This is a genomic window from Burkholderia sp. Cy-637 (assembly GCF_011753175.1).
In the GTDB taxonomy this organism is placed as follows: domain Bacteria; phylum Pseudomonadota; class Gammaproteobacteria; order Burkholderiales; family Burkholderiaceae; genus Burkholderia; species Burkholderia gladioli.
Genome location: NZ_VWWC01000266.1, coordinates 1 through 6,307, shown reverse-complemented (window position 1 = coordinate 6,307; position 6,307 = coordinate 1). Strand labels below are relative to the sequence as shown.

Here is a 6,307-nt window from a genome sequence, read left to right as displayed (position 1 = left end):
CGCCGAAGGCGACAGCGCGGCGGCGATCACGCCGACGGTGTAGATCGCGGACACGACCAGGATCGTGCGGCGCCGGCCCAGGCTGGCCGACAGGCGCGTGCAGGCCAGCGCGCCGATCACGGCGCCGGCGGCGGTCGCGATCAGCGGATGAAGACGTTTGCGCGGTGTAGACGTAGCGTTGTTCGGGTTGTCCATTTCTGCTCTCCAGCGCACTTCGTGTGCGTTATTTTCTATCGACAAGTGTCGATCAATCGATGTGGAGGCAGCGTATCAAGTTGTAACGATTGATGCGCGCACGGACCGCCAGGCGGTCGTGGCGGGGCTTGGAAGTGCAGATGCCGCCGGTGCGGCGCGAGGCGGACGTAGCAAGGCGCATGCGCCGGCAACGCGCAATTTTACGTGCCGTTACAAAGCTGTCGATTGGATGACGCGGGAGAGGCAGGGGCGGGGAAACGGGCGGCGCACGATGCGCCGCCGCGCGGGGCAGGGCCGCCGCCGGCGGGCGGCCCTTCGAGGATGCGGCTCAGTCCTCGCGGCGCAGGTGCGGGAACAGCAGCACGTCGCGGATCGTCGGGCTGTCGGTCAGCAGCATCACCAGGCGGTCGATGCCGATGCCGCAGCCGCCGGTCGGGGGCATGCCGTATTCGAGCGCGCGGATGTAGTCGGCGTCGAAGTACATCGCTTCCTCGTCGCCGGCATCCTTCTGGTCGACCTGCTTCTTGAAGCGCGCGGCCTGGTCTTCCGGATCGTTGAGCTCGGAGAAGCCGTTGGCGATCTCGCGGCCCGTCATGAACAGCTCGAAGCGCTCGGTGACGCCGGGCATCGCATCCGATTCGCGCGCCAGCGGCGAGACCTCGACCGGGTAGTCGATGATGAAGGTCGGCTCCCAGAGCTGCGCCTCGGCGGTTTCCTCGAACAGCGCGAGCTGCAGCGCGCCGAGGCCGGCGTTCAGGAAGGCCGGCTGGCCGACGTCGACGCCGAAGCGCTTGAGCTCGGTGCGCAGGAAGGCCACGTCGGCCAGTTGCGCGTCGCTGTAGTCGGGCGCGTACTTCTGGATCGCCTGCTTGATGGTGAGGCGATGGAAGGGCTTGGCGAGGTCGAGCTCGCGGCCCTGGTACTGGATCGTCGCGGTGCCGAGCGAATCGACCGCCGCCTGGCGGATCACCTGCTCGGTGAAGTCCATCATCCAGCGGTAGTCGGTATAGGCCGCGTAGAACTCCATCATCGTGAATTCCGGGTTGTGGCGCGGCGAGACGCCCTCGTTACGGAAATTCCGGTTGATCTCGAACACGCGCTCGAAGCCGCCCACCACCAGCCGCTTCAGGTAGAGCTCGGGCGCGATGCGCAGGAACATCTCCATGTCGAGCGCGTTGTGGTGCGTGACGAAGGGCTTGGCCGTCGCGCCGCCCGGGATCGGGTGCAGCATCGGCGTCTCGACTTCCATGAAGTCCGCATCGGCCATGAACTTGCGGATCGAGGCGATCGCCTTGGTGCGGGCGCGGAAGGTGTTGCGCGTCTCGGGCGTGACGATCAGGTCGACGTAGCGCTGGCGGTAGCGCATCTCCTGGTCGGCCAGGCCGTGGAACTTGTCCGGCAGCGGGCGCAGCGCCTTGGCCAGCAAGCGCAGCTCGGTGCACTTGACCGACAGCTCGCCCTTGTTGGTGCGGAACAGCACGCCGCTCGCGGCGACGATGTCGCCCAGGTCCCACTTCTTGAACGCGTCGTAGGTCTCGGCGCCGACATCGGCGGGCGTGACGAAGAACTGGATCTGGCCCGAACCGTCCTGGACCGTCGCGAAGCTGGCCTTGCCCATCACGCGGCGCAGCATCATCCGGCCGGCCAGCTTGACCTCGAGCGGCTTGGCCTCGAGCGCGTCCTTGTCGGCCTCGGCGTAGTCTGCCTGCAGGTCGGCCGCGTGGTGGGTCGGCTGGAAGTCGTTCGGATAGGCGACGCCTTGCTCGCGCAGCGCGCGCAGCTTCTCGCGGCGCTCGGCGATGAGCTGGTTGTCGTCGGTCGCGGGCGCGGCCTGCTGCGGTTGGGTCGGTTCGGTCATGATGGTCGGAATTCGATGGGTGACACGGATGCGGCGTGTGACGGATGCGGCGTGTGACGGGTGCGGCGGATGCGGCAGGTCGGGCCGGTGCTGCTGCGCGCCCGGGCTGGCCGGGCGCGGTTTCCGCGATGCGCGCGCGAGGCGCGGCGACACCGCGGAAAGGGAGTGGCGCGAGGCGCCGCCCCCGGGCGATCAGACGCCCTGTTTCAGGCTCGCACCGATGAAATCGTCGAGATCGCCGTCGAGCACGGCGCGCGTATTGCTCATTTCGACATTGGTGCGCAGGTCCTTCACGCGGCTCTGGTCGAGCACGTAGGAGCGGATCTGGTGGCCCCAGCCCACGTCCGTCTTGCTCGATTCGAGCTTGTCCTGCTCGGCCTGGCGCTTGCGCATCTCGGCTTCATACAGGCGCGACTTCAGCATCGCCATCGCCTCGGCGCGGTTGCGGTGCTGCGAGCGGTCGTTCTGGCACTGGACCACGATCCCGGTCGGCATGTGCGTGATACGCACCGCGGAGTCGGTCTTGTTGATGTGCTGGCCGCCCGCGCCCGAGGCGCGGTAGGTGTCGATGCGCAGGTCGGCCGGGTTGACCTCGACCTCGATCGAATCGTCGATCTCCGGATAGACGAACACCGACGAGAACGAGGTGTGACGTCCGCCCGAGGAATCGAACGGCGACTTGCGCACCAGGCGGTGGATGCCGGTCTCGGTGCGCAGGAAGCCGTAGGCGTAGTCGCCCGTGACCTTGATGGTGGCGTTCTTGATGCCGGCCACGTCGCCGTCGGACTCTTCCAGTACCTCGGTCTTGAAGCCCTTGCGCTCGCAGTAGCGTAGGTACTGGCGCAGCAGCATCGAGGCCCAGTCGCAGGCCTCGGTGCCGCCGGCGCCGGCCTGGATGTCGATGAAGCAGTTGTTCGGGTCGGCCGGGTTGGAGAACATCCGGCGGAATTCGATCTCGGCGACGCGCTTCTCGAGCTCGGCGGCCTCGCCCTCGCTCGCCAGCAGCGTGTCCTCGTCGTTTTCCTCGTGCGCGAGCTCGAACAGGTCCTGCGCGTCGCGCAGGTCGCCGTCGAGCGCGGTCAGCGTCATCACGACGCCTTCCAGCGATTTCTTCTCGCGGCCGAGCGCCTGGGCGTTCTTCGAATCGTTCCAGACGTTCGGGTCTTCGAGTTCCTTGTTGACTTCGGCTAGACGCGCGGACTTGGCGTCGTAGTCAAAGATACCCCCGTAGCTCGCCCGCGCGCCGGCGCAGGTCCGCGAGAGAGCTTTCGATCGCGTTGAGGCGTTCCGCTTCCATGGTGATGATCGCTTTTCCGGCTTCGTGAAAAGGCGGAATTATAGCCGATCGGGGGGCTCGGCCGGTAGGCGCGCCGGGGCCGCGAGCGCGCGAGCCGCCGGTATTTGCCGGGAAATCGGCTGGAAATCGGGGGAAAGCGCCTGGAAAACGGTGGCGGATCGCGTTGCTGGAGCAGGGCGGAGCGCGATCGGCCGCGGCGGGGCCCGGCCTCGCGCCGCCGACCCGCGCGCCGCGCGTTGCCGTATCAGGCCGCGTGCTCGACGATCAGCTGCACGCGCGTCACGCCGTTCCAGGTGTCGCTGGCGAGGCGGTAGGCGACGGTGGCGTGCGCCGGCAGCGGCTCGGTGTGGTTGAACCAGATCGCGCCGAAGCGCTGGCGCCCGCGCGCGAGCTGCAGCTTCAGGTGCTTGTCCTTGACCAGCGCCTGCGAGGCCACCTCGAACTCGCCCGAGAACAGCGGCGCCGGAAAGCCCTGGCCCCAGACCGCGCCGTCGAGCAGCTCGACGAACTGCGGCGTGAAATAGGCATCCTCGAGATCGCCGTCGGTCTCCAGCACGCGCGAGAGCGCCTCCTCGGACAGCCATTCGCGCGCCACCGCCTCGAAGGCGGCCGCGAAGCGGGGCACCTTGTCGGTCTCGAGCGTGACGCCGGCGGCCATCGCGTGGCCGCCGAAGGTCACCAGCAGGTCCGGTTCGCGCTTGGAGACCAGGTCCAGCGCGTCGCGCAGGTGGAAGCCCGGGATCGAGCGGCCCGAGCCCTTGACGCGCGCGCCGCTCTCGTCGGCGTGCGCGAAGGTGAACGAGGGGCGGTGGAACTTCTCCTTGAGCCGGCCCGCGACGATGCCGATCACGCCCTGGTGCCAGTCGGGATTGAACAGCGTGATGGTGGCCGCCTCGGCCGGGTCGACCTGGGCCAGGTCGGCCAGCGCCTGCTGCTGCATGCCGGCCTCGATCTCGCGGCGCTCGCGATTCATGGTGTCGAGCTGCTGGGCCAGCTCCCAGGCGCGGCCGACGTCGTCGGTGGTCAGGCATTCGATGCCGAGCGACATGTCGGACAGGCGGCCCGCCGCGTTCAGGCGCGGGCCCAGGCCGAAGCCGAGATCGAAGGCCGAGGCCGAGCGGGCCTCGCGCGCGGCGGCGCGAAACAGCGCGGCGATGCCGGGCTGCATGCGGCCCTTCCGGATGCGCTGCAGGCCCTGCGCTACCAGCACGCGGTTGTTGCCGTCCAGGCGTACCACGTCGGCCACCGTGCCCAGCGCGACCAGGTCGAGCAGCCCGTCCAGGCGCGGCTCGGGCCGGGCATCGTCGAAGGCGCCGCGGCGGCGCAGCTCGGCGCGCAGCGCCAGCAGCACGTAGAACATCACGCCGACCCCGGCGATGTGCTTGCTCGGGAACTCGCAGCCGGGCTGGTTCGGGTTGACGATGGCGCGCGCGGCGGGCAGCGTCGCGCCGGGCAGGTGGTGATCAGTGACCAGCACGTCGATGCCGAGCGCGTTGGCGGCGGCCACGCCGTCGACGCTGGCGATGCCGTTGTCGACCGTGATCAGCAGTTCCGGCCGGCGCGCGGCGGCCAGCTTGACGATCTCGGGCGTGAGGCCGTAGCCGTATTCGAAGCGGTTCGGCACTAGGTAGTCGATCGAGGCGCCGAGCATGCGCAGGCCGCGCACCGCCACCGCGCAGGCGGTGGCGCCGTCGCAGTCGTAGTCGGCCACCACCAGCATGCGCTTGCGCGCCGCCAGCGCGTCGGCCAGCAGCACCGCCGCATCCTCGCAGCCCTTCAGGCTGGCGGGCGGCACGAGCCGCGCCAGGGCGGTCTCGATGTCCTCGGGGCAGGTGACGCCGCGCGCGGCGTACAGGCGCGCGAGAACGGGATGCAGGCCGTGGCGGGCGAGCGCCTCGGCGTCGGCGGGGGAGGCCTGGCGGGTGACGAGTCGGGTCATGCGGATGGCTTATTCGAACAGGGAGGCGAGCGCGCGGCGTCGCCAGAATTTGCGGAGGTCGCCCCGCGTCACGGCGAGCGTGGTGGCGCCGGTATCGCCGCACAGCGTGAAGCTCAGCTCGCGCAGCACGCCGGCGCGCAGCGCCTCGAGCGCCGGCGCGAACCAGTCGCGCTCGAGCGTGTCGAGCGCCTCGCGCCAGGCCGCCCAGTCCTGCTGGATGAAGGGCACCGTCAGCGCATCGAGTTCGAGCAGGGTGGCGCGGGCGGCCTCGTCCTCGCCGGGGGCACCGGCCAGCGCGGCAAACGCGGCCGGCGGCGCGTCCACCGGCACCTGGGCGGCGAGCGCGAGGCCGCGCGTGGCGCAGTCCGTCGACAGCACGCGCGCGAACGGGCTGCTCACGGGCCGCAGCCGGCCCTGGCCGTGGAACCAGATCGAGTTCGCGGTGAACTGGCCGCGCGCCTCGCGCGTCTCGTTGACGGCGTGGCCGAACCAGGCCATCTGCACTTCGTTCTGCAGCTTCATCCACAGCCGCGAGCGCTCGCCGGTGCGGGCCTCGTGCGGCAGCCAGATCTCGATGTTGCGGCCGCTCGCGCGCAGCGGCGCGGCCCCGGCCAGCGCGGCCAGCGATTCGCTCGACAGGTACCAGCGCCGCGGATCGGGCGCCTGCAATTGCACGCCGAGTTCCTCGACCAGCGGGCGCGCGACCTCGAGCAGGGCGGCGGCCTCGGCGGCCGGCAACTCGAGCGCGGACGGATCGATCAGCACCAGGTGGTCGGTGGCGATCTGCACGTGGACCGGCTCGACGCAGGCCCAGGGCGCGTCGCCCGGCGTGCCGCCGTCGGCCAGCAGCATGTACGGCGCGAGCGGCGCGTCGTCGTCGGCATCGCCCTGGTTCGCGCCGAAGCGCGCGGCCAGCCAGCGTTGATGCGGCAGCGTGCGCTGGAAGTCCTCGCCGGCGCTGCGCTCGACCAGGCGCGCGCGGGCCAGCAGGGCGGCCAGCGCCGGGCCGGCCAGGTCG

General features: G+C 70.2%; 4 protein-coding genes and 1 pseudogene. All 5 read right to left on the bottom strand.

Annotated elements, in window-relative coordinates:
• A pseudogene (locus tag F3J10_RS33835) lies at nt 1-195 on the bottom strand (hypothetical protein); the annotation flags it as partial.
• A gap of 328 nt (nt 196-523) precedes the next feature.
• Nucleotides 524-2,053, bottom strand: coding sequence for a lysine--tRNA ligase (lysS, locus tag F3J10_RS33830; protein WP_013698728.1), 1,530 nt, complete (start codon nt 2,051-2,053; stop codon nt 524-526).
• A 192-nt stretch (nt 2,054-2,245) separates the two neighbouring features.
• Nucleotides 2,246-3,350 (bottom strand): peptide chain release factor 2 gene (gene prfB / locus F3J10_RS33825; protein ID WP_152554399.1). Its coding sequence is split into 2 segments (ribosomal slippage): nt 2,246-3,268 and nt 3,270-3,350, totalling 1,104 coding nucleotides; the frame shifts between segments, so codons are not numbered across the junction.
• Between the two features lie 244 nt (nt 3,351-3,594).
• Nucleotides 3,595-5,289 (bottom strand): single-stranded-DNA-specific exonuclease RecJ, encoded by a 1,695-nt coding sequence (gene recJ, locus F3J10_RS33820; RefSeq protein ID WP_166914735.1) that lies wholly within the window; start codon nt 5,287-5,289, stop codon nt 3,595-3,597.
• Between the two features lie 9 nt (nt 5,290-5,298).
• Nucleotides 5,299-6,303 (bottom strand): regulator, encoded by a 1,005-nt coding sequence (locus tag F3J10_RS33815; RefSeq protein ID WP_167243898.1) that lies wholly within the window; start codon nt 6,301-6,303, stop codon nt 5,299-5,301.
• Nucleotides 6,304-6,307 lie beyond the last annotated feature (4 nt).

What these genes read in the sequence shown, in the direction of transcription:
- recJ (WP_166914735.1), bottom strand. Translation starts at nt 5,289, where the DNA reads ATGACCCGACTCGTCACCCGCCAGGCCTCCCCCGCCGACGCCGAGGCG.
- lysS (WP_013698728.1), bottom strand. Translation starts at nt 2,053, where the DNA reads ATGACCGAACCGACCCAACCGCAGCAGGCCGCGCCCGCGACCGACGAC.